The sequence below is a fragment of the Tenacibaculum agarivorans genome (assembly GCF_001936575.1).
GTDB lineage: Bacteria > Bacteroidota > Bacteroidia > Flavobacteriales > Flavobacteriaceae > Polaribacter > Polaribacter agarivorans.
Genome location: NZ_MSMP01000018.1, coordinates 75565 through 102169, shown reverse-complemented (window position 1 = coordinate 102169; position 26605 = coordinate 75565). Strand labels below are relative to the sequence as shown.

Below are 26605 nucleotides of genomic sequence, written 5' to 3'. Positions count from 1 at the left end.
GGTAGTGGTAAAGTATCCTCCGTTAGTAAGGGCTGGAAGTGTATAACTATCACAAGCTTCAACATCCGATGGATTATCTGCTAGTGGTCTTTGGTAAACTGTTACCACTAATTCTGCACGAGGACTTTCACAACCACTACCATTAGTTTGACTTACATAATATGAAGTAGTACCTGCACTTGAAGTAACTGGTGTTGGCGCTGTAGCACTTCCTATCCCTCCGGTAGCATTAGTATACCATAATAAATTACTTCCTGTAGCTGTAAGAGCACTTGCCGTATCGCCAGTACAATATTCTACTGGACTAACTACTGGTGCAATTGGTGAAGCATTAACTGTTAAATTAATTGTTGAACTGTCATCTGCACATCCTCCCGCAGATGGTACAGTATAGGTTATTGTAACAGACCCTGCACTAACTCCAGTTACTACACCTGAAGAATCCACAGTGGCTACTGATGTATTTGAACTACTCCAACTTCCTCCTGAATCTCCATCTGTTGTTATGGTAACTGTAGCTGAAGTACATACTGAAGGTCCTCCACTTAATGTTCCTGCGTTAGCAGCATTTGACAAGATTACGTTAGCTGTTGTACCTTGCCCTTGATCTCCTCCAACATCAGCAGCTCCTCCAGAGTTTACTAATACAGGTACTCCATCAGCATCTACTGCTCCGCTTATGCTTCCTCCTCCTGTTACTTGAGCAATTGTTACATTTTCATCTGCTTCAATGGCATCAAAACATCCATCATCATCTGAATCAGTATCTAGGTGATTAGGACTCCCATCTCCATCTGTATCTAAATTACAGAATAAACTTGCAAAAGGCACATCTTGCCTAGTTATAACTCCTGATAATTCGTATTCAAAATCTAATGATTCTCCTCCAGCATTTTCATAAAATAAAATTTCTATTTCATGTAAACCAACAGATAGAAAACGGCTACCTGTACGAGTAATCACTCCGTGATCTCCATCATTATCAACAACTTCTACTCCATTGATAAAAAGTTTAGAACCGTCATCTGATGATAAGTAAAAATTATAATTACCTGCATTTGATATATTTAAAAAACCTTTATATCTTAAACCATAGCTATCATTTACTTCTCCTAAAACGTTTATTACCAAATCATCAACATCTAAAGATGCTACAGTTCCTGTAAAACCTGCTCCTGTTGTAGGAATATTATCAACTGTAAGTCCTGATGGTGTTCCATCATAGTACTCATAAGTCAATTCTCCTGAACAAGCTGCTAATTCGTCTGTGTCTAAAATTCCATCATTATCATCATCTAAATCAGCTGCATCTCCAATATCATCTCCATCAGAATCTGTAGTATCTACAAATAATGTTGCACTGTTCACAATATTAGTACAAACATTACTGTTGTGTCCAACTACAAGAAAATATTCTGTGTTATTTAATCCTGTTACATCTACTATTGTCAAAGTGTCAGATGTTTCACCACTATAATTGGTGTTAGATGCAGCTATTGGTGTACCTCCAGAACTCGGATCTCCAATATACCATTGGTAATTTATTCCTGCATTTGCGTTTCCTGGTGTACCATAATTAGGTGTTCCAGAAGAGAAGCTCGTTGCACTTGAAGCTGTTACTGAAGTCACTGTAAATGAAGTTCCAATACCAATTGGAATAATTTGATCTACTAAAGCAGTGGCATTCACAGAAGTTTCTACAGCGATATACTCTCCTCCAGTAGCTGACAAACCATTATATCCTCCTGTTCCTCCAGTAACTTGTCCTGTACTATTAAAACCAGATCCGTCTAAAATTCCATCATTATTTGTATCTACACCTCCAGATTCTACAACATCATTACAAGCATCCCCATCTGAATCTAAATCTAAATGATTTGGTGTTCCGTCAGCATCGGTATCATCATACGTACAGTACTCAAAATTTGTAAACGTAAATGTTAATGTCCCTGTATTCGCTACATTATTATCTTGTCTAGCTTTTCTAGTTGTGATTTGAAAAGAACTTACAAGTCCATTAATAATAACGTCTGAATAACTCTGATTAGCATCTCCTCCATTTATAAATGATGTAATTGTTGGTGATGTTGAGCTATTATTAGTTATATCAAATAAAACTCCTCCTGTATTTGGATCTCCTACATTAGTCCCATCATAATCACTATTAATGGTTGAAACTGGGTTTGCAAATCCTGCTAATAAAATATCATTAGCTCCGTTAGGTCCTGTTGAAGTAACGGTAACTTTATCTCCTTGATCAATTCCTGTCCATCTAAATTTAACATTTGCTACTGGCTCGCTAAATGTAAATATGTATACTACAGAATCTCCTGCACCATCATCAGCTCCAGTCCCTTGTACTCGTAATGTAGTTGCATCTTGCACTTGTAGTTGCGTTAATGAAGCATTAGTTAGACTTGTTGTTAAGTCTACATTAACTCCATCGTGGGTATACATGTTATTTATAAAAGTGTCGGTAGTATAATTACCCACAGCAACACCAACATTTAAAGTAGAACTACAATTTAATCCTTCATTACTATCTAATATACCATCATTATCATTGTCTAAATCACAATTATCAGGCACATTATCAACATCTATATCTGCTGTATCATCAAATCCATTACAAATATCATTTGCATTAATTACACCATCACCGTCATCATCACACTGTGCATCAGTAGTAGCAAAATCTTGTGAAGACCCTAAACCTTGACCTGATGTTGCCAAATTTGGTACTCCATCACTATCTACACCTCCTGTTATTACACCTGAAGCATCTATTTGAGAAACTAAAATATTCTCTGCTCCTTCTAATGCATCAAAACAGCCATCACCATCAGAATCCAAATCTAACCTATCAACAGTTCCATCAGTATCAGTATCTATGTCTGTACATATTTGATGTGCTCTTACAATTACCTCTATAAATTCAAATCGACCATTAGTATCTTGATCCATTTCTATTTGAATGAATTGAGTGTCAGCTGTAAGCGTATAATCAAATTGTGTAACCCCGAATACGTCTGCTGTACTAATAAAGAATTCATTAACTCCATTTCCTAAATCTGGAGTAGCATTAGGTAATTGTGCTACACGAAGTCTTTTATTATTATTATTACTCTCCCATATATAAATACTTATAGTAGTACCTAACGGTAAATCTTGATTAACCCCAGCACCGTTCAAGTCTAAAATTATATACTCATTAATGTTATCAATCGGAGTACCTTGATCTGGTGTAAGTAAACCATCATTAATTCGAAAACGTTGGTTGTTGGGCACACCTGCATCAGCTATAATCTCTGCAGAAGAAGCATCGGGTACAGTAGTACAATTAGACTCTTCTGTATCTAATATCCCATCATTATCATCATCTAAATCACATACATCCCCTACTCCATCACCATCTGCATCTGCTTGATCAGCATTAGGTATGGTAGGACAATTATCTGATTCATCAATAATTCCATCACCATCTTGATCTATTATACAAGTATCAAAAAACACTACTTGTTGCGAAAAATTAAATCCTTGTACATCAAAACCATTACAAGTAGCACTTGCACTAATATCTATAAATGTAAAATTAGCATTTGCAGCAGCAGTAGTAGTATTAGGATTCGTTAAATAGTAAATATTACCACTCCCAGAATCAGATAAGTATAAATTATCATCTGGACCTAAAGCAATTCCTGCCCAACTCCCTAATGTTTCATTCTCTATTCTTTCAGAATCTACATCGCCAATTATGTGCATATATAAATCACTCTGCCAAGCAAATGCACCAGTAAAGTTCTCGTGAGAATAGAATAATCTAGTACCATCAGGAGAAAAATCTAAACTATATCCAGAATCTGTTAACGTTGTGGTTGTTCTTGGTACGTGAGTCCATGTACCTATATTACCTGTATCTGGATCAAAACTAGCATAATAGACCCCTCCAAATTCAACAGCTATTGCAATCAGATCATTTTGCCTATTGAAACGTATTGAAGCTCTTTCCCCTCTTCTTGCTAATTGTGGTGGAATAGACACCTGTAAATCTGGATTATTAGCTCTAGCTGGAGTTAATTCATTTCCATCTTCTACTTCCCATAAAAATATTGAGGCATTACAATTCGTTGTACATCCACTATTATCATTAGCAATTGCAGCAATCCATCCCCCACATTTATCACCATTATTTGTACCAAATATAGCTTCAGAAGCACCACTTATGAAAGTAACATTCTTTGTTGTTACAGCCATAGTATCGACGTTAACTATTGAGTAGTACCCTGTACCATCATTTAATTCATCACTTCCATTACCGTGAATTATATAAATCTGTCTTGCATTAGTACCAGGGACAGGCATTACTGTTGCCATTTGAGTCCTTGTACCATTAGTCAATAAGTTATCACCGTTAGTGATTATAGTGCCTGTATTATCATAAACATCTCCATCATCTACATAAAAAATTAAATCTCCAGTTATTGGATCACTCCATGTAGCTGTTGCTTCAAAAGCACCACCAGATGTTAAACCACAAGATACTGTAGGAGGACTTGTTCTAAAATCCATCAAATAACCTTGACCATTCCACCAATGCGAGTCTACTCCTTGAGAAAATAATGAATTGAACGAAAATAATAAGAAAAAAATTACACTTGCCTTTAGGCAATTGGGTTTTAAAAAGCTTCTCATTTGATAACTTCTATATTTTGAAAACTTACTAAAATATTATTCTTTAATTCAGCTATTAATCAAGTCACAAAAGAGAAAAAGGAATATTATATAAAATATGAAGTGTGATATATTCCACCTCCTAAATCTTACTTATACAGACCCTTTATTCAAGTTTTTAGACAAAACTTAATAGCGGGGGGAACATATTTAATAACAAATATATAATTTTTAAATACATATTTGCATTCTTTTGACACTTTTTTGTCATTTAGGTCACAATTTACTTTATGGAATCTTAATTTTATTTATAAAGCAAACATTTTACCTAAAAGTAATACGATAGAAAAATAAAAAAACAGAACAGATTAGATTCGATATTAATTTTTATTGAAATATAAAAAAACACTCCTAATAAAAATAAGTAAAACCTATACTAATTAAAAATTAAATAATAAAAATAAATTAAAAACACACATAAAAAACAACTTTTAAAGAAATATTATTTTTGAACAATAAAAACACTTGCAACAAAAAAGAAAATAGCTAAAAACAGCTTATTTCCTGTTTCTTACCAAACTATAAGTTTTTATTATTTTACCCATAACAAAATCAACTTCATCTATAGTAGAAAATTTACTAAACGAAAATCTTATTGAGGAAAAATCTAACTCTTCTTTTTCTAAAACTTCTTTAAGCACATGAGAAACTTTTGCACCACCACTCTGACAAGCACTACCTACAGAAGCACAAACACCTTGTAAATCTAAATTAAACAACAACATTTTATCCTTAAACGGGAATCGTACATTTAATATAGTTACGCTAGATTCCTCTAGATTACCTGAGCTCCCATTAAATCTCACATCAGGTATTGAATCCTGCAAAGTTTTAATAAAATATAATTTTAGTTTTTTAATTTCTTCAAGATCTTCATCAAGATTAACCAATGAAACCTCCAACGCTTTCTGCATACCTAGTACAGCATGGACATTTTCCGTACTGGAGCGAATCCCTCTCTCTTGTCCTCCTCCTAAAATCATAGGTTTTACATTATACTTTCCGTTAGCATATAAAAAACCTACTCCTTTGGGACCATGAAACTTATGCCCACTGCCCACTAAAAAATCCACAGGTGTATTTTTTAAATCAATATTAAAATGCCCTATCGCCTGAACTGCATCTGTATGAAAAATAGCATTATATTCTCTACATAAATTAGACACCTTTTCAACAGGCAAAATATTTCCTATCTCATTATTAACCCACATTAAACTGACTAGCACAGGGACATCGGTAGACGATAATTTATCCTGAAGATCTGACAAATCCACCTCTCCATTCTCATTTAAAGAAACAAACTCAACTTCTACCTCAAATTTCAAATTCAAATTATCTACCACATGTAAAACTGCATGGTGCTCTATTTTTGAAGTGATTATTTTCTTTACACCTAGATTTTCTACAGCATTTCTTAACACTAGATTATTTGCTTCAGTTCCGCTAGATGTAAAAACCAATTCTCTTGGCAATACATTTAAATATTCTGCGATCTTTTTTCTAGACGATTCTACCAATACTTTAGCTTTCCTCCCTAAATGATGCGTTGATGATGGATTTCCATAGCTATTTAACATAGCTTCACTCATCACTTCCACAACCTCTCTATACATAGGTGTTGTTGCCGCATTATCAAAATACACCGAATTCATAAGACTCTGATTTATAATTCAAAAATAAGATTTTAAGGGTTTTGATACACATACACTTCTGTTGCTCCTAAGCCATACTTTTGATAAGAAGCATCATAATATTTGACTGGATAACGATCTAAAAGGCAATTGAGTTCTGTTTTAAGCACTCCCTCTCCTACACCGTGTATAAATACAATTTTAGAAACTTTTTTTTGTATAAAATACTCTAATTTTCTTTTTGCTGTGTCAATTTGTATCGATAAAATATCGTAATTATCCATACCCTTGGTAGACTTGATTAGTTTTTCAATATGCAAATCTATCTCTGCTATAACCTCATTCTTATCTTTTTTGAATATTTTCTTTGTTTTTTTCTGGATATCTAGTTGTTCTTTATTAGAAAAACTTTTGTCTACTCTAACTTTTTTCAACAACATATTCTGTTCTAAATCAATTTTAACAACTTCTGATTTATAAAACCAAATATCCATATTTTCTTGTGTGGTAATTAAAATTTTACCTCCTTCTACCTTCTTAATTACCCCCCTTATAACATCATCTAAAACAGCTACTTTATTACCAATTTGTAAACACATACTTAACTTTAAATTAAAAACAAAAAGCGCCTCCCTTTCTTAATTTTGCGTTTAATAGATTATAGCAAAAATACAGCTAATTTCCCCATTAACACCAATATTAATAATGATAAAAACTACTTTTAAAACTAAAGATTTTTTTGAAGCAGCAAAAAATGATTTAGTTATTTCTGAAGATAGGAAAAATTTATTGTATTCAATTGCAGACAAGATAGTTGAAGAACTTGAAGACAGAGACAAAATTAATTTAAATTTCATCTGCACACACAACTCAAGAAGAAGCCAAATGGCGCAAGTTTGGTCTTTTTATGCTATAGAGTATTTCGAATTAAATAATATTTTCTCTTATTCAGGAGGAACAGAAGTAACTGCTTTCCATAGAAACACGGTAAAATGCCTACAAAAAACAGGATTTGAATTTAGTGTAGAAGATTTTTCACATCAAAACCCTTTATATTTAATCACTTTTAAAGGTGCTAAAAAATCTATTCAAGGTTTTTCTAAGATCTTCGACAACGAGAACAACGATTATCCTTATATAGCAATAACCACTTGTGATCATGCAGATGAAAATTGTCCATTTATACCTGATGCTATTCATAGATTCCACCTACCTTATATCGATCCTAAAGTAGCTGACAATACTGATTTACAAAACGAAAAATATTTAGAAACAAGCAAAACGGTTGCTGGAGAGCTTTTTCTTGTTTTTGAAGAAATTAAGAGAATGATGAATGAGTAATTTTAAATTAAAATTACTCATTCATCTTCTTTAAATCTTAGTTTCCTTATCATAAGGAATACTATATAATATATGTTCTATACAATCTATACGCGCTTGTGGCTTTTTATTTGCTCTTATAATTTTCCAAGGTGATTGTTTAGTATTCGTTTTCTTAAACATTTTCTTTTTATACACAGTATAATCATCCCAAAGATCCTGAGCTTTCTCATCAACAGGAGTCATTTTCCACTGTTTTAACGGATCGTTTTTTATTTCATCAAAACGTTTTTGCTGTTCTTTCTTGGAAATAGACATATATATTTTAACAAGTCTTATACCAGATTGTAAAATCATTTTTTCGAAACCATTTACTTGTTTCATAAAAATCTTATACTCCTCCTCGGTACAAAAACCGTTTACAGGTTCAACTACAGCTCTATTATACCAACTCCTATCAAATAAAACTAACTCTCCTGCCTTTGGAAATTGCTCCACATATCTTTGAAAATACCATTGGGTTTTTTGTTCTTCTGTGGGTTTAGGCAAAGCCACAATACGCATATGTCTTGGATTAATTCTTTCTGTTATCCTTCTAATAGCCCCACCTTTTCCGGCAGCATCTCTTCCTTCAAACAAAACTATAATTCTTTCATTATGTTCTATGGCCCAAGTTTGTAATCGTATCAATTCTACTTGCAACTCTTCTAACCTTTCTAAATAATTCACATATCGTAATGCTCTATCTACATTGTAAGGTTCTCTTGAAAGTATAGCTAAAAGCCCTTCTTTAGAATTTAATTTTTCCACATCCTTTTCCGTCAAACCAGATGGAGTAATATCAGTATTTTCCATATAAAACTTTAATCGTTTTGAATTACAGACCTATAATATCTCATTACTACATTAGGGTCTGGATTTAGATTTGTTAATGCATCTTCCTTTCCATCATAATCAAACTTTGACAATACGTGACGAATTGCCTCCAGTCTTGCTATCTTCTTACTATTTGTTTTTATAATCGTCCAAGGACAGTATGTTGTATGTGTATTAGTAAACATTTCTGCTTTATAATAGGTATATCGATCCCATAACTCCTGACCTTTTTTATCAACAGGACTAAATTTCCAGTGTTTTAAAGGATTATCCATTCTAGCCTCAAATCTTTTAAGTTGCTCTTTTTTTGTAATCGACAACCAAAATTTTATCACCACTACACCATCTTCATACAACATATGTTCAAATTCTGGTACTTGTACCAAAAATTTTCGATACTGTGCCTCTGAACAAAAGCCCATCACAGGCTCAACAACTGCTCTATTATACCAACTTCTGTCAAAAAAAACAATTTCACCAGGATTAGGCAACTCTTTTATATAACGTTGAAAATACCACTGTCCCATTTCAACTTCTGTAGGCTTATTTAGTGCAACCAAACGAGAAGATCTAGGATTTAAATGCTCCATAAATCGTCTAATATTCCCTCCTTTCCCAGCAGCATCCCTTCCTTCAAATATAACCGCAACACGTTTATTATTTTTTGCAACCCACTGTTGTAGCTTCACTAATTCAATCTGAAGCTTCCTTAATTCCTCTTCATAAATTAACTCCTTCTCTACAGACCGGAATGGTATGTTATTATCTGTAATAAAAGATAATAACTCTTCATTACTTTTTATTTTTTTAAAGTCTTCTGCTGTGATTTTAGGCTGATTTTCCATATTAACAAAGATTAGCACTAAATTATAAATTCTCAAGTAGAATACTATATTTTTTTTACTAATTTGGCATCGTGATTAAAAAAGGAATTTTATTATTTTTCGTTGCTATTAATTGCTTTTCTCAGAAAAAGTTTTCCAAGCAAATTAGTTTAGCTAGTGACAATGACTTATTCATATCACTAAAACAAGACAGATATTATACAAGTGGTGTATTTTTAACCTATGATTTTCTTAGCAATAAAGAAAATGAAAAGCTATATAAAAAGGTATATACTATTCAAATTGGTCAACAACTATACACTCCATTTAAAGCTAATGTTTTTTCCATTGACCAACATGATAGACCTTTTGCAGGATATTTATATGGAGGTTTTGAATTTAGTAACTTTAGAAAAGATGAATCTATCATTAGAATTGGTGGAAAAATAGGAGTTATTGGACCTTCTGCTTTTGGTGAGGAATTAATGAATTATGTTCATGAAATCTATGGTTTTGTACCAGCAATTGGATGGAAATATCAGATAAAAGAAGCATTTGCTTTAAACTTTAATGCAGAATACACCAAACAACTAAGCACATCTAAACATTTAGACATCAATTGGATGAATAAAGCAAACCTAGGTACCATCTTTACAGATGTTAGCACAGGACTTTATTCTAGAATAGGTTTCATTCCACTACAAAAGATTGCTAATTCTATAGGATTTAACAGTAATCTAAACAATTCTATTAGTAATTTCGAAAACAAGGCGGAAGCTTTTTTTTATATTAATCCTATGTTACGTTTAGCTTTATATGATGCCACAATACAGGGGAGTTTTTTCAACGAAAACGAAGCTGTTAGTTATGGAATTAAACCTATTGTTTTAACTACTGAATTAGGTTTCAAGTTTACGCTTAACAGATTCAATTTCATATACTCTGTAACACATCATACAAAAAAAATTAAAAGCTTCAGGGTTCCCTTGAATAACTTTTACGGTAGCTTAGGTATTAGCTACCTTTTTAATTAATCAACAAATCGTACAAAAAAGTGTTGATAAATTAATTTTCAAAATTAATTGAATACAATATCTTTGTACATCAAATTCATTTAGAAAACAACCAATGAAATTTATTGTATCTAGCTCACATTTACTTAAACAGTTACAAACACTTGGTGGAGTAATTAACAGTAATAATACACTACCTATTTTAGATAACTTTTTATTTGAGTTATCTGAAAACCAATTAAAAGCTTCAGCTTCTGATTTAGAAACTACAATGAGTGCTATAGTAAATGTTGAAAGCACCGACACAGGTTCAATAGCTATCAATGCTAGATTATTACTAGATACACTTAAAACTTTTCCTGATCAGCCATTAACCTTTAAAACAGAAGGAGAAAGCACTATTGAAATTAGTTCTGAACAAGGTAAATACGATATGGCTTATCATGATGGCGAAGAATTTCCTAAAGCTATAGAATTGCCTTCTCCAAGTAGTACTGAAATTCCTGCACATGTTTTATCTACAGCTATTTCTAAAACTATTTTTGCTGCTGGAAATGACGATTTACGTCCTGTAATGAGCGGAGTTTTCTTTCAATTTAACTCTAAAGAGCTAACTTTTGTTGCAACAGATGCACATAAATTAGTTAAATATACGAGAACAGATGTATCGGCTGATAAAACTGCAGAATTCATTATGCCTAAAAAACCTTTAAATATTCTAAAAGGTATTCTAGGAGGATCTGATGACGCTATTACTATTGAATATAACGATACAAATGCTAAATTCACTTTTGACAACATCGTATTAGTTTGTAGATTAATTGACGGAAAATATCCAAATTACGAAGCCGTTATACCTAAAGAAAACCCTAACAAATTAACAGTTGATAGAGCTTCTTTCTTAAATTCTGTACGTCGTGTATCTATTTTCTCGAGTAAAACCACTCATCAAATTAGGTTAAAAATGGCTGGTACAGAGCTAAACATTTCTGCAGAAGACTTAGATTATGCAAATAAAGCTGACGAACGTTTGAGTTGTGATTATCAAGGTGATGATATGCAAATTGGTTTTAATTCTCGTTTTTTAAGCGAAATGTTAAATAACTTGAATGCTAATGATGTACAACTTGAAATGAGTTTACCTAATAGAGCAGGTATTTTAACCCCTATTGATGGAACTGAAGAAGGTGAACATATTACCATGTTAGTAATGCCAGTAATGTTAAATGGATAAAAAAATCTTTTATCATAAATATCAAAAACACAGCTAATAGCTGTGTTTTTTTTATTTCATATATGAATCAACAATTATTTTGAGTTGAAAGAATTTATGATATACCAAACATACAACTACTTAAATTCATCTTAAGGTCTATTAAATTGGGCGAAAAACACTCCAAAAAAAAGCGTTAAATGTATTTAGTGTAATCTTTAACTTTTTTGTTAATATCTTCCTTGTTGAAAAGTCATAAATAATTGTATTTTTACGTTTGTTAATTACATAAAAACTATGAGTAAAATCATTGCAATAGCAAATCAAAAAGGTGGCGTTGGAAAAACTACTACATCAGTAAACTTAGCAGCGGCCCTAGGAGTTTTAGAGAAAAAAGTTTTATTAATAGACGCAGATCCCCAAGCAAATGCAACTTCTGGTCTTGGTATTGATGTTGATACTGTAGAACTTGGCACCTATCAAGTATTAGAACATACTGCAACTATTAAACAAGCTATTGTAAAAACTGAATCACCTAATGTAGATTTAGTACCTGCTCATATCGATTTGGTTGCAATTGAGATTGAACTTGTTGATAAGCCTGAAAGAGAGTACATGTTAAAAAAATCTCTAGCAGAATTAGGAAACGAGTATGATTATATCTTAATAGATTGTGCTCCTTCTTTAGGTTTAATTACATTAAACTCTTTAGTTGGATCAAATTCTGTAATTATACCTATTCAATGTGAATATTTTGCACTAGAAGGTTTAGGGAAGTTATTAAATACTATAAAAAGCGTTCAAAAAATTCATAATAAAGAATTAGAAATTGAAGGCTTATTACTAACTATGTATGATGCTAGACTTCGTCTTTCTAACCAAGTAGTTGATGAAGTACGCAAACATTTTAGTTCTATGGTTTTTGATACTGTAGTACATAGAAATATTCGTTTAAGTGAAGCTCCAAGTTACGGAGAGAGTATAATTTCATATGATGCCACAAGTAAAGGTGCCGTAAATTATATTAACTTAGCAAATGAAATTATAAACAAGAATTCATAAAATGGCAAAAGCAACAAAGAAGCAAGCATTAGGAAGAGGATTATCAGCTTTGTTAAAAGAAACTGCAGAAGTAAATTCTGCGTCAGATGAAAATGCCGATAAGGTTGTTGGTAGTATTATTGAAATTGACTTAAAATTAATAGAAGTAAACCCCTTTCAACCAAGAACTTACTTTGACGAAGATGCTTTACAAGAACTAGCAAATTCAATCAGAGAATTAGGTGTTATACAACCTATCACTGTTAGAAAACTTGCAGAAGATAAATTTCAATTAGTATCTGGTGAAAGACGTTTTAGAGCATCAAAATTAGTAGGAAACGCTTCTATACCGGCATATATTCGTATTGCTAATGACCAAGAAATGCTAGAAATGGCCTTGGTTGAAAATATTCAGCGTAAAAATTTAGATCCTATAGAAGTTGCTTTATCATACCAACGCTTAATAGATGAAATAAAACTAACTCAAGAACAATTAAGTATTAGAGTAGGAAAAAAGAGATCTACTGTTACTAATTACCTAAGATTATTAAAGTTAGATCCTATAATTCAAACAGGAATGCGAGATGCCTTTATTTCTATGGGGCATGGTAGAGCTTTGATTAATGTAGAAAGTCCTTCTGATCAATTAAAGATTTATGAAAAAATCTTAAGAGATAAATTATCAGTACGTCAGACAGAAGATTTAGTAAGAAATTTAAAATCAGGAACTGTTGCAAAAGCAGCTAGTAAAAAATCACTACCTAGTGCTATTTCAGCCAGTTTAAAAGATTTTAATGACTTTTTTGATGCTAAAATTAATGTGACTGTAGCAAATAATGGTAAAGGAAAAATTTCTATTCCTTTTAATTCTATTGAAGATTTTAACCGAATAAAAGAATTGCTTAAATAATATTGAAAATACTTTATTACATATGTATATTTTTTGTGTGTATCAATTTATATGCACAAAAAGACTCAACTCAGGTAAAACATATTTCTCAATTACAACTGAAACAACCTGTTAAGTATAATCCTTTGGCTCCTTCCAAAGCTGCTTTTTATTCAGCGCTTTTTCCTGGAGCTGGACAAATTTATAATAACAGATATTGGTGGCAACTTCCTTTGATTTATGGAGGTATGGCAACTAGTATTTACTTTTTTATAGACAATAGTAATGAATATGATAGGTTTAGAACTGCTTTTAGAAGAAGAAGTGCAGGCCTACCTGATGAATTTTCAGATGCAGATGGAAATCCTATTATATCTACAGCTGGTTTAGAAAGTGCTCAACGCCAATTAAGACAAAATAGGGATTTATCTTTGCTAACTACCGTGTTAATTTACGTTTTACAAATTGTAGAAGCTAGTGTTACTGCACACTTGATTCAATTTGATGATAGTGATGATCTATCCATAAGTCCTACTGCAATACCAAATAATGATATGTTTGATGACTTACCTAAGGTAGGTTTAACTTTAAAATATTCCTTTTAATTATGAAAATAGCCTTACTAGGTTACGGAAGAATGGGTAAAGAAATTGAAAAAATTGCCCTAGAAAGAGGTCATGAAGTTGTGATAAAAGATGATGGGACTAAAAATTACGATATTACAAATGCAGATATAGCTATTGATTTTAGTATTCCTACTGCAGCATTTTCAAATATTTCTAATTGTTTACAAAATAATATACCTGTAGTTTCTGGAACTACGGGTTGGTTAGAAAAATATGAAGAAGCTGTAAATTTATGTGAAACTAATAATGGTGGATTTATATATGCTTCTAATTTTAGTTTAGGAGTAAATATCTTCTTTGAACTCAATCAGCAGTTAGCTAAAATGATGAACTCTTTAGACCAATATAAAGTTAGTATTGAAGAAATTCATCATACAAAAAAATTAGATGCGCCAAGTGGTACTGCTATAACACTAGCTGAAGGAATTATTGAAAACTCCGATAAAACGGCTTGGGAATTGGATAACAAAACATCCGATGATCACATTCCTATTACTGCAGTAAGAACTCCTGAAGTACCAGGCACACATACGATTAATTATGACTCTGTAGTAGATAGTATTGAAATTAAACATACAGCTCATAACAGAAAAGGATTTGCATTAGGCGCAGTAATTGCTGCTGAATGGTTGAAAGATAAAAAGGGAGTTTTCACCATGAAAGATGTGTTAAACATAGGTTAAAACTACGGTCTTTTTATAACTAAATGCTGTAGATTGCGTCTTAAAACTGATAAAAAATTAAACTAGAGAAATTATGTCATTCACTGGATGGTTCATTTTATTTTTAATTGTACAATTAATCCATTTTTTAGGTACATGGAAATTATATGTAAAAGCAGATAGAAAAGCTTGGGAAGCTGCAATACCTATTTATAATGCAATTGTACTACTTGGAATTTTAAAACGTCCTAAATGGTGGGTGATTTTGCTTTTCATTCCTACTGTTAACCTTATCATGTTTCCTGTACTTTGGATTGAAACCTGTAGAAGTTTTGGCTTTAAAACTACTAAAGATTCTATTTTAGCTATAGTAACTTTAGGTTTTTATATCTTTTACATTTCATATTTCAACGATCCAAAATATGATGAGAATAGAAAACTAAAAGCCCCAACTGCCATTGGTGATTGGTTGAGTTCTATAGCATTTGCGATAATAGCTGCAACCATTGTGCATAATTATTTCATTAGACCTTATGTGATTCCTTCTTCTTCGCTAGAAAAAACATTATTAATTGGTGACTATTTATTTGTTAGTAAATTTCACTATGGAGCTAGAGTTCCTATGACTACCGTTTCATTACCAATGATTCACGATAGTATTCCTGGTTTACAGACAAAATCTTATGTTTTTAGTGATGATTATGAGAATAGAAATAACTCATTAATTAATAAATTACAACTTCCATATATGAGATTACCCGGGTTGAAAAAAATTAAACGAAATGATATCGTTGTTTTTGGTCAACCTGCAGATACACTAAGAAATATGAATATTCTTACTTCTGACAGGAACTATTATAAACCTATTGATAAGAAGACAAACTTAGTAAAGCGTTGTGTTGGAGTTGCTGGTGATAGTTTAGAGATTAAAGACGGATATATTTATATTAATGGTAAACGTTCCATATTACCTGAAAGTGCAAAACCTCAGTGGTATCATATTGTTGATACAGGAGAAGAAAGGTTTAGTATCCCTGCTCTTAAAAGATACAATGTAAGGCTAGAAGAAGCTAAATACGGTAATGGTAAATACTTTTTAAATCTTACTGATGAAGAAGCTAAAGCTATTGCCAAAAATCCAATTGTAAAAAGTGTTACTAAAAACCTTGCCCCATCAGGTTTTTATGATAAAAACCAAAGTTTATTTCCTCATAACCCAATGTATCCATGGTCTGTGGACAATTTTGGTCCTATTTATATTCCTAAAAAAGGAGCTACTGTGGAATTAAATGCTAAAACTATACCTTTTTACAAAAGAATTATTCAAGAGTATGAGCAAAATGAGCTTACCTTTTTCGGAGATGATATCTACATCAATGGTAAAAAAGTGAATAGTTATACTTTTAAGCAAGATTATTTCTGGATGATGGGAGATAACCGACAAAACTCTTTAGATGCCAGAGCTTGGGGATATGTACCTTTTAACCATGTTATAGGTACTCCTGTAATGGTTTGGTTTAGTTACGACAAAGACACTCGTAAAATACGCTGGGATAGAATGTTTAGAACTGTTACTAATGGTGAATCTAAATCTTATTTCTGGATCGGTATACTAGCTTTTATTGGAGTTTTAGTATTTGTTTTTATGCCTAAAAAGAAGAAAACAAAATAATTTTTTAAGTTGTCATTATTCATACCTACATATTTTTCTCCAGTAAGCCAATATGCTGCTATTTTAAATTCTGATAACGTAGTTTTTGAAACTCAGGATAATTTTCAAAAACAAACGTATAGAAATCGTTGTTATATTTACGGAGCTAATGGAAGACTACTATTAAATATTCCTGTAAAACATAATAGTAGCTCTGAAAGAAAAAAAACAAAAGATACTTTAATAGAAAACGATTTTCCTTGGCAAAGCCAACATTTTAAGTCATTGAAAGCTGCATATCGATCTTCTCCTTACTTTGAGTTTTTTGAAGATGATATCGCTTCTATTTATAACAAAAAATATGTATATTTAGTAGATTTAAATATTGATTCGTACTTATTTGTTACTGATGCTCTTCAAATGTCTCAGGAATTTTCAAAAACTGACACGTACGAAATAACACCTAAAATAAAGGATTACAGAAATCTATCTATTGCCAAAAATGGTATTTCAATAGAAATTGAAGAATATACTCAGATGTTTGATCACAAACATGGCTTTATTCCTAATTTATCCATTCTAGATCTTTTATTTATGGAGGGGCCAAACGCATTATCTTTTTTGGAAAATGTAAAAATTAAAGAATAACCTAGAAAAATCTTTTTTAGCGTATGAAAGGTACTATTGTTACATCTTTACTAAAGTCATATATGAAAGAAATATCTGATGAAAATATTTCTTTATTTTTAAGTTGCATTGATTTAAAAGAATATCCTAAAGATTACGTACTTATAAAAGAAAAAACTATTGCTAAGGATTTTTTTATTGTTGTATCCGGAATTGTTGGAAGCTATTCTAAAAGTAAGGCTAATGACAAAGAATACATTAGAGCACTTCATGATAAAGGAACCATTTTCACTAATATATCTTCTTTAGACAAGGATAATAATAGTATAAATTACTATAAATCTTTATCATCTTGTACTGTTTTTAAAGGTAGTTATCTAGATTTCATCAAATTAACCACAGAGAATCATCAACTATCATTATTATATAATAGAATCATAGAGCATAGTCTTTTACAATCTCAAAAGAGAATAGATGAACTTTCATTTATGGATGCTACTGAGCGATACAAAAGCCTAAAAAATCGTTTTGCCAACATAGAAAATTTAGTTCCTCAATATCAAATAGCCAGTTATTTAAATATCACTCCCGTACAATTAAGTAGAATTCGAAAAAAAATGTATTCAGTATAACATGGAAAACAATTTTATATATCAATTCTGTAAATTTTACATGAATGATATCTCCGAAACCTCTATAGATTCATTTTCTTCTATTTTAAAAGAAAAAGAGTATAAGAGTGGTGATTTTATAAAAACTAAGGATGTACCTTCTAAAAACTTTTATATCATTGAGTCTGGTATTATGGCCAATTTCACTCAAGATATTAAAATGGAAAAGGAATATATTAGATCTATAATGTTTGAAAAACACATCTTTATGGATGTTTCTGATCTAGGAAATGACAATGATATCTCTACAGATTATTTTAAATGCTTAACCAACTCTAAATTATTCGTTGGTGACATCAAAGATTTAATGAGTTTAGCAGTTAAAAATCAAGAACTTTTAGTATTCATGCATAAAGTGAGTCAAACCTCAATACATCTAATTACTAATCGTTTAGATAGGTTAATACTTTTGGATGCAACTGAAAGATATCAGATATTAAAAAAGAGAATTCCAGATATTGATAATTTAATACCGCAATATCAAATTGCTAGTTATTTGAATATAACTCCAGTGCAATTGAGTAGAATTCGAAAAAAAATGTATTCCAGATAAGGTATTTATAAACTTATGTTAAGCCTAATATCTTTGGAATCCTTGTAACTTCGCTATCATAAGTAATCCCCATTATTTATATTTATGAAGACTTGCTCCTCCCCTAAGCAGAAGTAAGTCTTTTTTATTTCTTCATAAATCTATTCATCAAATTATTAACCTGACTTGAAATTTTAAGTTTGTAAACAAGTAATAAGTACAATACACTTATAAGAATACTTTTAAGTACAATATTAATTATTGGATGAACGGGTAATCTGCCTATAAATATTTCTGGTGTTGGAAAGTTCCAAAAATAAAACACCCCAAATAATACAACAATTACACTAGTTATTAGCCATGTTTTATTGGTATAAGGATTCATATGTAACTTAACATCTACATACTTTAATTTAATGGTATTAAACACTAAATAAGTGATTAAAGTGGAGAATGCTAAACCTGCAGTTCCGAAATCCATATTATAATAAAACAATCTATTTAAAAGGTAAACCGAAAGAGCCATACCTAAACCAATAGGTAACACCATTCTATAGAATTTTGAGTTATTAATAATATCTCTATTATTTCCTAAGGAAATCGTATACATTTTTGCTAAAGAAATCATTAAAACTACTAATTCACCACCCGAATATCCTTCAGGCATCATTTTGAATAACTCACTGATATTGCAATTCACCAACAAAAAAAACAAACCACTTATTACCAATAAATTAATTGAGCTTTTTTTATATAGATTTTGTACTTCTTCAACATCATTCTCATTTAATGATTTTGATGTCAAAGGTTGTAGTATTTGGGCTAAAGCCCTACCTGGAGCTTCAATAAAAGAACCAATATACACTGCTACTGTGTAATAACTAGCTACTTTAATTGCTTCTTTACCAGGTATCATAAGTTTATCTATATCAATAATAATAGCTCCTGCACTTCCTGCTAAAAACACATATGCTGAATATTTTAAAATCTCTTTTAAATTCCCTGGTAATTTGAATCTAAAACTAGGCAGATATGTTTTAAAAGCATAAAACATCATAATTAGTGTTCTAATTACATAGAAAAAAGTAAGTGTATATATAAACTCAGATTTACTAATTATTTTAAATAAAACCCCTAATAATAATATAAAGACTACTGCTCTGTTATAAAACTCTTTTAATACATTTCCTAAAACTGTTTTTAAATGGACTTTAGCCCAAGAATAAAACACTTCAAAATACGCACAACAAATAGAAATGATATAAATAACTAACGTATAATCTTCAACTCTTTTATTGTTTTCAGTATTGAGTTTAGATATGATAAAATCATGAAAATGATCCCAGAAAAAACCTATAGGTATAGCAATAAGAAGTGGAAAAAAGATAATTGAAGATAGAAAGCTATCTTTTTCTTGTTTCGTAGTGTAAGATGAAAAGAATTTTACAATAGTATTATGAATACCAAAGGCAATTACTGGCATAATTAAATTAGATGTAGACAACAAAAATGTGACTAAACCATGGTACTCTTCTTTTAGAAAATTTGGGTAAAAAATAACTGCATTTATGGCCCCAATAGCAAACCCTAAATAAATTACTACAGAGTTTTTAAATGATTGTTTAAAAATTATTCCCAAATCTTATCTATTTATGTCTTTTATTATCAATGATAATTTTTCTGTCAATTTCTTTCTATGAAATTTTTCAATATTCTTAGAGTTGCATACCAAAGTACCATTTTTAAATTCCCTATATAATTTAGCAATTTCATTTTTTGCTAAATCTTTGTTGTTAAAATCTATTGCTAAACCAGCATTAGTATATTTTAAAATATCGGCTAAATCACCATCTTCAGGAGCAAAACCAATAATAGGTCGTTTTGCCTGAAGATATTCAAATGTTTTTCCTGGAATCATTTCTTTTGAACTAGGATAATCATTCACTATAATAAGCAATACTTGAGCTTTTCTTTGATATTCCTTAGCTTCTATATGAGGAACATAAGATATCCTTTTAACCGTTTTAAAGTCTCTGGTTTCAATTTCATTATCCCAGATAGAGTCGTCTATTTTACCGATAAATTTCAATTCCAAATCGTCAGCAAATTCTTTATTTTCATCTATCAATTCTTCTAAGGCTTGCCATAATCCTTTAGGGTTTCGCTCTGAATTCATAGAACCAATATGGGTAATAGAAAACTTCTGATCTAACGCAACCATTTTTTCTTCTAAAATAGTTTCTGTATCAAACCCATTAGTAATTACACTAATTGAATCATTAAATGTCTCATATTTCTTTTTAGCGTGGTTACTTACCATAATTACTTCATCAGCACTTCTTACTACTTCTTTTTCTAATTTGAAATGCTTTCTTCTTGCTTTTTTTGTAAGTGGTAATAAGTGAAAATAATCAATACTGGTCCATGGGTCTCTAAAATCTGCAATCCACTTCACTCCTATTTTTTCTTTTAACTTTTTACCAATTAAATGTAAACTATGAGGAGGGCCTGTAGTTATTACTGCATCTATAGTATTATTAGCTATATAATTCTCTAACATTTTTGCTGCAGGTTTTACCCAAAACATTCTAGCATCTGGTATAAAATAATTAGCTCTAATATAAAGTAAGATTTTAGCTAAAAGAGACGGATTGGGATCTAAAAAACCGGCACTTTTTTGTGTTTCACTTTTTTTAAATTTAGCAACAATATTATTGGGTTCAAAAATAGGACATTTGATTACTTCTATTCCTTGTGGAATATCATTTGCTAAAGTTTCATCTATAGTTGGATAATATGGATTATCAGCAGTAAAAACAATTGGTTCAATATTAAAATCTCTTAAATATTTTACAAATTTTAACCAACGTTGAACTCCCGGGCCTCCTGCTGGTGGCCAATAATATGTAATTATGAGTACTTTCAATTTATCTGCTTAACTTAATTATCTAGACTGACTTTTCTGCATAAACTGCATAATACCTAGGTGTAAATCTTCTTAATATTGGTCTGAGACCTATTTTTTTAACAGGATTAGTCCATTTTTTTCTTTCTAAAATATTCCATCCTGATTTTTCCAACAACCAATCAAACTGCCAATCTTCAAACTCATGATAATGCCTATCCCACATATCAGTTTTACTCCTATAAGCTGTGGAAAACCATAATCGTAAAGGAACTGTTGTAATTAATTTATCACATTCTATTTCACGTAAAACATTAAAAGGAGAAATTAAATGCTCGAAAATTTCAAATGAAGTAACGGCATCAACTTCAAAGTTTTTAACAACTTCAGGTAATAGATCCAAATCTTCACCTGTTGTATTATAAACTGTATATCCATTTTCTTCCATTATTTCGCTAAACGGATTTCTAACTCCTAGATCTAAAACAGTAGCTGGAGCTGGTAATACTTTTTTAAGAAATTCAAGAGTTTGCTTATATCTATACTTAGGATATATTTTATACATTAATTTAAAAATTTAATGACAAATCTATGTATTTAAAGAGTAAAACCATTTTTTTTCATAAAATATTTAGTCTTTATCCTATACTAACGAGTCATTTATAAAAGTGTTCATAACAAGATGAACTATTTTCTCTTATATTTATTTTGTGCTTTTTATAAAATGCATGTATTTTTGATAGATCTAAGAAACCATTTTACATCTTGAAAAAACTTTTTTTCACGACTTTTTTACTTTTTAACTTAACTGTAATTTGCCAAACTATAAATGATGATGAAACATCTTTATTAAAGTTGCATGAGTTTAAGGACACGAATGCCGATAGCTTATATCATTACATTAAAATATTAAGGGCTTCTCCTAATAAATGTCATCATATATTAAGTTATAATGCAGAAGCTTATCATTATTATACGTTAAAAGAGTATAATTTAGCAAGAAAAAATTCTGAAAAAGCAATTAGTTTAGCAGATAAATATTTGCTGGATGAACCAGAAAACTCATGTATAGCGCATGAAAAAATAGATAGTTTCAGTCGGTTATTTTGGATTTATAAAAATTTAGAAGAATACAAGGTAGCTTACGAGTATATCATTAAAGTTTCCAATTTAATTGATCAGGAACAAAGTGATTCTAATAGAATTTTTAATAAAAAAATTGGTATTGCTTTTTCTAAAGCTGTAATAAAAAAAGAACTCAACTTAGAAGAAGACTCAAAGGAAATACTTTTGGATGCTTTAAAAAAAATAGCAACAAAAGAAGTTTTACCTAACAGTTTACTTTATAATAACCTAATTGCTAGAAAGGCAAACATTCATAATTTAATGGGTGAAAATTACTTAGCTTTAGGTAAGAAACTAAATAATATACAATTTTTAGATTCGGCAAGTTTCTATTTTGAGAAAGCCTATAAAACGGCACTCAAATTCAACCCTCCACATAAAGATTCTGAACTTATGTATCATCTGAGAAAAACAGATGTTCTCATAGTACAGAAAAAATATGCAGAAGCTTTAGAGTTAATCAATACTTACAAAAAAGTATGCAATGGTGCCAACTTTAGAGTTTTTGAAACCTTAAATAAAGCTATTTGCTTCCATAATTTAAACGAAATAGATTCTGCTATAGTTAATGCATCGCAATTTTTAAATCATAAACAAACCAAGAAGAGTAAATTAATTACTGCATATGATATTTTATCTAATGATTATGTGATAAAAAACCAATTAGATAGTGCATATAAATATTCAAAATTAACCCTACAAGAATTTGATAGAGCTAGAGAGGATAAACAAAAAACATATCAACTTTTATATGATAATGACCTAAATAAAGCTAAAGCCTTAAATAGTTTAATTGTAGAAAAAGAAAAAAATAAATCTTTTACCTATATTATTCTTATCACATTGTTTTTCTGTTTTGTCTTATTCCTATTGAATAGATTTTATAAAAGGAAAAACCACAATAAAGAAAAGCAAGTCAAAAATATAAAAGCAACAATTCAAAATGAAGATAATTTAAAAGTTTCTTACAATTTAGATGAAGATTTTGAACGAAAGGTGATTGAAATTATTGAGAACTCAGATAAAAATTTTGAGTTTTTAAAACCTGATTTCTCTATAAATTCTCTAGCAAAAAAATTAGATACAAACTCAACCTATTTATCTTACGTATTTAATAAGAATAAACAACAGACATTTAAACAATATTACAATAATAAAAAGTTAGAGTACATAATAGATCGATTAGAAAACGATCCTAAGTATAGAAAATTTACCATACAAGCTTTAGGAGAAGAAATAGGTTATACTAATGCATCAGCTTTTACTAGAGCATTTAAAAAACATACTGGTGTAACTCCTTCTACATTCCTAAAGGAACTGAAATAAAAAAAAGGACTCAAGTCCTCTTTTTTATTTCAGTTTTCTTTTCAGCTTTCTCTAAAAATAATATTTAAGAGACCTCCTCTTTTCTATAAAAATTTCCCCGCAAAAATTTCTATTTCAAAAATATAAATGAACTTTCATTTTAAAAAATATAATAGTGTACATTTTATAAAATGCACATAAAAGTATGTTAAAAATCAAGTTTTTATATTGTATTTTTTCCTTTCAATAAAAAGCCAAATACCAGGTATTACAATCAATAAAACAAAAAATAGTAATGATAAATTACTTCCAGTATTGATTACTTTCGGTTCAAACTTAAATTCAATTGTATGTTCTCCTTCAGGAATTTCCATTCCTCTTAAAACATAATTTACTTGATAATGAGGGTTTAATTTTCCATCAATATATGCATTCCACCCATCACCATAAAATATTTCAGAAAAAACTGCGAATTGATTAGATTCTGTTTTACTTTTATATTCCAATCTATTTACATCATACTTTTCTAATTGAATTGTTGCTAGTGAATCTACAGAAAAATCTTTTGGCCCATTATATTTATCGGATCTAATAATAGCTACCTCTTTAGTATTAACACTATCTAAAGCTTTCATTTCTTCGTTTGCTGAAGTAACCAACTTTAGCTTGTTCACAAACCAAGCATTACCATTGGCTTCATTGTTCGCTTTAACATCAGTTTCCCCAGCAATAAAATACTTAGTATTTAACATATTAAGCATTTCAAAATTATTATTTGCTATTTGGTATTCAAAAAGTTCCTGATAACGCATCATTTTAGCAGCATGATATCCTCCTACTGACTTATGAAAATAAGAAGTCCTAGCCTCATTCATTAAATTGGTAGTAAAGTTAGCTACTCTATAATGTGATTTATCTTTTAAAATCTCTTTATCAGCTTCATTAGCTATAAAAGGTTTTTCAACATTTCTTGCTAAAGTAAAATCATCTGAATTCACATATTTTAAGTCTACAGAAAGTAAATCAAAAAGTATTAATCCTCCTGTAATAAATAATACAGGAACTAATTTTAATTTACTTTTAATAAATAACCATAGTACTCCTCCTGATAAAAGAATCAATATCAAAGAACGTATACTATCCCAAAATAACATTGCTTTTCGATCAGCTATTAATGCCTCAACTAACGCGGGTAATTCTCTATATTGATCATCTCTAAGCCCTTCAAAAGTTGATGATAAATGTGCAAAACAAAAACCTACAATTATCACTCCTCCAGTATATGATAAAGCTTTCACTAATAACTTTTGTTTTTCTTCAAAAGAGAGTTTAGAGGTTAAAAACTCCTTTATGCCTAAAATTCCTAATAGAGGAACACATAATTCCGCTATAACTTGTATAGAAGAAACTGCTCTAAACTTATTATATAATGGTATATAATCTATAAAAAGATTAGTTATAATACTAAAATTCTTTCCCCAGCTTAATAATAATGAGAAGATAGTAGCACCAACAAGCCAATGTTTTATTTTTCCATTCACAAAGAAAATTCCCAAGAAAAATAAAAACCAAATAATTGCTCCAATATAGGCCGGTGCTTCAACAATAGGTTGATCTCCCCAATAAGTTAATACTTGACTTGAATAATCTTTTGCTACTTTTTTTCCCGCATTTTGTTCTAATACTTTGTAAAAGTTTGAATTCTCTCCTAACTTTTCTACTGTTCCTCCTCCCATAAATCTTGGAACAATCAAATTAAAGGTTTCTAGAATCCCATAGCTATACTCCGTAATATAAGTTTTATCTAAACCTGAAGTTTTCTTTTTAGGCATCCCTTCTGGGGTGATCGTTAATTCTGATTTTCCTCTTGTACTATAATTTGCATATTCCTTAGTAGCTAATAAACGAGTAGCATTAGTTCCAATTCCAATTATAAAAGCAATTAATAAAACACCCACTTGTTTAGCAAAAATGGGCAGTTGTTTATTTTTAAAAGCTTGAATACCTTCTACTATTCCTAAAATTAAGATACAGAAACCTAAATAGTAAGTCATTTGTATATGATTGGCCACTATTTCTAATGCCATAGCCAAAGCAGTAATTACAAAACCTAAGAGATATCGTTTTTGAAATACATACAAAACTCCTGCTAATACTGCTGGCATATATGCTATAGCGTGCGCCTTAGCATTGTGTCCCGCTCCAAATATAATAATAAGGTAAGTAGAAAAACCAAAGGATAAACTTCCTAAAACAGCCAACTTCCACTCTACTTTTAAAGCTGTTAATAATAAAAAGAAACTTATAAGATATAGAAAAAGATAATCAGCTGGCCTTGGTAAAAAACGTATTAATAAATCTATCTTTTTAATAAAGTCGTTTGGAAATTTAGATCCAACCTGATATGAAGGCATACCTGAAAATGCATTTCCTATCCAATACGGTTCTTTATTATTTAGATTTCGAAAATCGTTCATTTCTTTGGCCATTCCTTTATATTGAACGATATCACTTTGTTTAATCTGTTTTCCGCTTAATACCGGATTAAAATACAAAAGAGAAGTAATGGCAAAGAATACTAAAGCTCCTAAGTAAGGGAGTAATTTAGAAATGTTCATAGTTATAGTTAGTCAATTTCTTCAAAATCGATATATTCTCCAATCGATTTATTAGTTGATTTATTTGAATTAGGTTTTGTATCTATTACTGTTTCCCCAACTTTTACGTCAGATCCAGTATTAGATTGTTTGTATTTGCTTTTCATTTTTTCTTCCATTTTATCCATCGCTTTTTTCATTAAAAAAGGCGCAAATAACCTTGCTAGAAATTTAAATGAATAGTATATTATACCTAAAATAAGAAGTGTTTTTAATAACCCCATATGATTTAATTATAATCTAAATTTGATAGTTTTGTTAAAAAACAATCAAAAATAACAATTTGAGCTAAAACCTAGCGTTAAT

22 protein-coding genes are annotated in these 26605 nt (G+C 30.4%); 12 read left to right on the top strand and 10 right to left on the bottom strand.

The genetic code is table 11. The annotated features are described in order from the left end of the window. The 3 genes from BVC87_RS14465 to BVC87_RS14455 all read right to left on the bottom strand — a co-directional run. Positions 1-4692, bottom strand: a 4692-nt coding sequence (locus BVC87_RS14465; protein WP_143569791.1) for a PA14 domain-containing protein, incomplete at its 3' end; no start/stop codon positions are given. A gap of 536 nt (positions 4693-5228) precedes the next feature. Continuing rightward, positions 5229-6383, bottom strand: a complete 1155-nt coding sequence (locus BVC87_RS14460; protein ID WP_075343104.1) for a cysteine desulfurase family protein — start codon at positions 6381-6383, stop codon at positions 5229-5231. Between the two features lie 32 nt (positions 6384-6415). Continuing rightward, a complete protein-coding gene (locus BVC87_RS14455; protein WP_075343103.1) occupies positions 6416-6961 on the bottom strand; it encodes a Smr/MutS family protein in 546 nt (181 codons plus the stop codon). 106 nt (positions 6962-7067) lie between these two features. Here BVC87_RS14455 and BVC87_RS14450 point away from each other — a divergent pair, with 106 nt between their 5' ends. Beyond that, positions 7068-7703 carry a low molecular weight phosphatase family protein gene (locus tag BVC87_RS14450; protein ID WP_075343102.1) on the top strand — a complete coding sequence of 212 codons (636 nt, stop codon included), beginning with the start codon at positions 7068-7070 and terminating at the stop codon, positions 7701-7703. 30 nt (positions 7704-7733) lie between these two features. On the opposite strand, the gene ppk2 (BVC87_RS14445) is transcribed toward BVC87_RS14450, so the two are convergent. Next, the gene (ppk2, locus tag BVC87_RS14445) at positions 7734-8537 is read right to left on the bottom strand and encodes a polyphosphate kinase 2 (protein WP_075343101.1); all 804 of its coding nucleotides are present in this window, start codon (positions 8535-8537) and stop codon (positions 7734-7736) included. A gap of 8 nt (positions 8538-8545) precedes the next feature. Then, positions 8546-9403, bottom strand: a complete 858-nt coding sequence (ppk2, locus tag BVC87_RS14440; protein WP_075343100.1) for a polyphosphate kinase 2 — start codon at positions 9401-9403, stop codon at positions 8546-8548. Between the two features lie 71 nt (positions 9404-9474). Here ppk2 (BVC87_RS14440) and BVC87_RS14435 point away from each other — a divergent pair, with 71 nt between their 5' ends. The 10 genes from BVC87_RS14435 to BVC87_RS14390 all read left to right on the top strand — a co-directional run bounded on the left by BVC87_RS14435 (position 9475) and on the right by BVC87_RS14390 (position 18328). Next, positions 9475-10416, top strand: a complete 942-nt coding sequence (locus tag BVC87_RS14435) for a lipid A deacylase LpxR family protein (protein ID WP_234974675.1) — start codon at positions 9475-9477, stop codon at positions 10414-10416. A gap of 94 nt (positions 10417-10510) precedes the next feature. Then, a complete protein-coding gene (dnaN, locus tag BVC87_RS14430) occupies positions 10511-11629 on the top strand; it encodes a DNA polymerase III subunit beta (protein ID WP_075343099.1) in 1119 nt (372 codons plus the stop codon). A gap of 276 nt (positions 11630-11905) precedes the next feature. Continuing rightward, positions 11906-12670: a ParA family protein gene (locus BVC87_RS14425; RefSeq protein ID WP_075343098.1), complete on the top strand. Its 765-nt coding sequence runs from the start codon at positions 11906-11908 to the stop codon at positions 12668-12670. A 1-nt stretch (position 12671) separates the two neighbouring features. After that, a complete protein-coding gene (locus BVC87_RS14420) occupies positions 12672-13559 on the top strand; it encodes a ParB/RepB/Spo0J family partition protein (protein ID WP_075343097.1) in 888 nt (295 codons plus the stop codon). Between the two features lie 35 nt (positions 13560-13594). After that, positions 13595-14143, top strand: coding sequence for a DUF5683 domain-containing protein (locus BVC87_RS14415; protein WP_234974674.1), 549 nt, complete (start codon positions 13595-13597; stop codon positions 14141-14143). A 2-nt stretch (positions 14144-14145) separates the two neighbouring features. Next, entirely contained in the window at positions 14146-14847 is a 702-nt protein-coding gene (gene dapB, locus BVC87_RS14410) for a 4-hydroxy-tetrahydrodipicolinate reductase (protein WP_075343095.1), read from the top strand. A 73-nt stretch (positions 14848-14920) separates the two neighbouring features. Further along, positions 14921-16498 (top strand): signal peptidase I, encoded by a 1578-nt coding sequence (lepB, locus tag BVC87_RS14405; protein ID WP_075343094.1) that lies wholly within the window; start codon positions 14921-14923, stop codon positions 16496-16498. A 9-nt stretch (positions 16499-16507) separates the two neighbouring features. Continuing rightward, positions 16508-17125 (top strand): WbqC family protein, encoded by a 618-nt coding sequence (locus BVC87_RS14400; RefSeq protein WP_075343093.1) that lies wholly within the window; start codon positions 16508-16510, stop codon positions 17123-17125. Between the two features lie 23 nt (positions 17126-17148). Then, on the top strand, positions 17149-17736 hold the full coding sequence (locus BVC87_RS14395; protein WP_075343092.1) for a Crp/Fnr family transcriptional regulator: 588 nt from the start codon (positions 17149-17151) through the stop codon (positions 17734-17736). A 40-nt stretch (positions 17737-17776) separates the two neighbouring features. Further along, positions 17777-18328, top strand: coding sequence for a Crp/Fnr family transcriptional regulator (locus BVC87_RS14390; RefSeq protein ID WP_075343091.1), 552 nt, complete (start codon positions 17777-17779; stop codon positions 18326-18328). Between the two features lie 124 nt (positions 18329-18452). Here the strand turns inward: BVC87_RS14390 and BVC87_RS14385 are convergent, their stop codons facing one another. The 3 genes from BVC87_RS14385 to BVC87_RS14375 are packed head-to-tail and all read right to left on the bottom strand — an operon-like array spanning position 18453 to position 21777. Beyond that, positions 18453-19946 carry a lipopolysaccharide biosynthesis protein gene (locus BVC87_RS14385; RefSeq protein WP_075343090.1) on the bottom strand — a complete coding sequence of 498 codons (1494 nt, stop codon included), beginning with the start codon at positions 19944-19946 and terminating at the stop codon, positions 18453-18455. Positions 19947-19949: 3 nt separating this feature from the next. Next, entirely contained in the window at positions 19950-21233 is a 1284-nt protein-coding gene (locus tag BVC87_RS14380) for a glycosyltransferase family 4 protein (protein WP_075343089.1), read from the bottom strand. 22 nt (positions 21234-21255) lie between these two features. Next, positions 21256-21777 carry a methyltransferase domain-containing protein gene (locus BVC87_RS14375; protein ID WP_075343088.1) on the bottom strand — a complete coding sequence of 174 codons (522 nt, stop codon included), beginning with the start codon at positions 21775-21777 and terminating at the stop codon, positions 21256-21258. Positions 21778-21977: 200 nt separating this feature from the next. Here BVC87_RS14375 and BVC87_RS14370 point away from each other — a divergent pair, with 200 nt between their 5' ends. Next, positions 21978-23663: a helix-turn-helix domain-containing protein gene (locus BVC87_RS14370; RefSeq protein WP_075343087.1), complete on the top strand. Its 1686-nt coding sequence runs from the start codon at positions 21978-21980 to the stop codon at positions 23661-23663. A 194-nt stretch (positions 23664-23857) separates the two neighbouring features. On the opposite strand, the gene BVC87_RS14365 is transcribed toward BVC87_RS14370, so the two are convergent. Both BVC87_RS14365 and BVC87_RS14360 read right to left on the bottom strand, forming a co-directional pair. After that, the gene (locus tag BVC87_RS14365; RefSeq protein WP_075343086.1) at positions 23858-26260 is read right to left on the bottom strand and encodes a YfhO family protein; all 2403 of its coding nucleotides are present in this window, start codon (positions 26258-26260) and stop codon (positions 23858-23860) included. 8 nt (positions 26261-26268) lie between these two features. Further along, positions 26269-26523, bottom strand: a complete 255-nt coding sequence (locus BVC87_RS14360) for a DUF4834 family protein (RefSeq protein WP_075343085.1) — start codon at positions 26521-26523, stop codon at positions 26269-26271. Positions 26524-26605 lie beyond the last annotated feature (82 nt).